The following is a 1,735-nucleotide window of genomic DNA, read 5'->3' as shown; positions in this document are numbered from 1 at the left end:
GGAGGCTGTCGTAGTAGTGCGGCCACGATCCGACCGGCTCGTCGCCGGCCTCCAGCAGGACCGGCTCCAGCCCGCGGACCTTGAGGGCGTGGACGGCGGCGAGACCGGCTTGACCGCCGCCGATCACAATGGCATCAGGCATGACAAAGAAACCCTTTCAATACGACGAGTTCAGAAGATCGGCTACCGGGGGACGCTGACCAGGGAGGCCACCACTGCCGCGACGGCGACCAGGGCCAGCACGAGGAAGGTGTGCGAGTAGCCGCCAAGCCCGTCGGCGATTGCGGCGCCCGCCCACGGCGCGAGCGACATGGTGATCGTCAGCGGCGCGGACAACAACCCGGTGAGTCGTCCATAGTGGACCGCTCCCCACCGGTCGGTGATGGCCGTGGCCTGCAAGAGGGTGAACACACCACGAGCCATGCTCGCGACCACCGCGGCGATAACGAGTGCGGGCGCGGTGGTCAGCAGACCCAGCACACCGGTCGTGGCCGCCACCGCGGTGAGAATGATCGCGGTGCGGACCCGGACGCTGGTGTGCCGGGTGAAGGTGGTGTAGCCGAGGCGGCCCAGCACCTGCCCGGCCCCGCCGAGACCGAGCGCGACCGCGGCGGCACCGGGACTCAGCCCACGTTCGGTGAGCAACGGCACCAGGTTGATCACCACCGCGAACGCGGCGAACGCCGACAAGCTCAAGGCCACCACCAGCGCCACGAACGCACGGCTCCGCGCGATACGTCCGGGATCGGCGTGCGCGGGGCCCTCGTGCGGCTCGGGATCGGGCCAGTGCCCCCGCAACCCCCACGCGTGGCCCGGAATGGTGATCACCGCCAGGATGGCGGCGAGGACGAGGTAGGTCTGCCGCCAGTCCAGGTGGGAGGCCAGCGCGGCGGTCAGCGGGGCGAACACCGTCGACGCGAGGCCGGCCGCCAGGGTGAGCACGGTCAGCGCGCCTACCCGGCGCGGCCCGTACCAGCGGGTCAGCGCGGCGAATGCCGGCGGGTACAGCGTCGCGCCCATCGCGGCCCCGGCGAGCAGCCACGCCGCGATGAACCAGGCGAGGTTCTGCGCAGTTGCGATCGCCACCACCGCGGGCACCGCGAGGATCGAGCCACCGGTCATCAGCCACCGCGGCCCGTACCGGTCCAGCCACCGCCCCACCGGAATGCCGGCAAGGGCCGCGACCAGCTGCCCCGCGGAGAAACCGGCCGTGATCCACGTCGGTGACCACCCAGTCGCCTTCGCGATGTCGGTGGCCAGCACGGGGAAGGCGTAGTAGAGCACGCCCCAGCTGGTGATCTCGGTGACGCACAACGTCACCATGACCCGGCGCAGCGCGGCCCTCGACAGGAAACCGGACTGCGCGGAGGCACTGACCGTCACCGGTCCGTCGAGGGGGCGGACAGCGAGATCAGCTCCGGGTCGGCCGAACCACCGCAGCATCCGCCCGAAGAGGCGTCGGCAGCGGGCTCGTCGAACAAGCCGGCCCCGCCGCAGACGCCGGTCTCGGCCAGGACCAGCTCCACCCGTCCGGCGGCCTCGTGGTCCCCGGCCAGTGCGGCGGCGATGGAGCGGACCTGCTCGTAGCCGGTCATGGCGAGGAACGTGGGGGCGCGGCCGTAGCTCTTCATCCCGGCCAGGTACACGTTCGGCTCCGGGTGCGCGAGTTCCTTCGCGCCGTGCGGGTAGACGGTGCCGCAGGAGTGCACGTTCGGGTCGATCAGCGGCGCGAGCG

At 71.6% G+C, this 1,735-nt stretch carries 2 protein-coding genes and 1 pseudogene; all 3 read right to left on the bottom strand.

Annotated elements, in window-relative coordinates; genetic code table 11:
• Positions 1–142: NAD(P)-binding protein (locus D0D15_RS35685; RefSeq protein ID WP_115945103.1), on the bottom strand; the 142-nt coding region annotated here is incomplete at its 3' end.
• Positions 143–183: 41 nt separating this feature from the next.
• Positions 184–1,383 carry an MFS transporter gene (locus tag D0D15_RS35680; protein ID WP_198958105.1) on the bottom strand — a complete coding sequence of 400 codons (1,200 nt, stop codon included), beginning with the start codon at positions 1,381–1,383 and terminating at the stop codon, positions 184–186.
• Positions 1,380–1,735, bottom strand: a pseudogene (locus D0D15_RS35675) (flavoprotein); the annotation flags it as partial. The pseudogene D0D15_RS35675 and the gene D0D15_RS35680, both read right to left, overlap by 4 nt.

The organism is Amycolatopsis thermalba, assembly GCF_003385215.1.
In the GTDB taxonomy this organism is placed as follows: Bacteria; Actinomycetota; Actinomycetes; order Mycobacteriales; family Pseudonocardiaceae; genus Amycolatopsis_E; species Amycolatopsis_E thermalba.
Note: the sequence above shows the minus strand (reverse complement) of the source record. Positions and strands in the feature narration are given on the sequence as shown.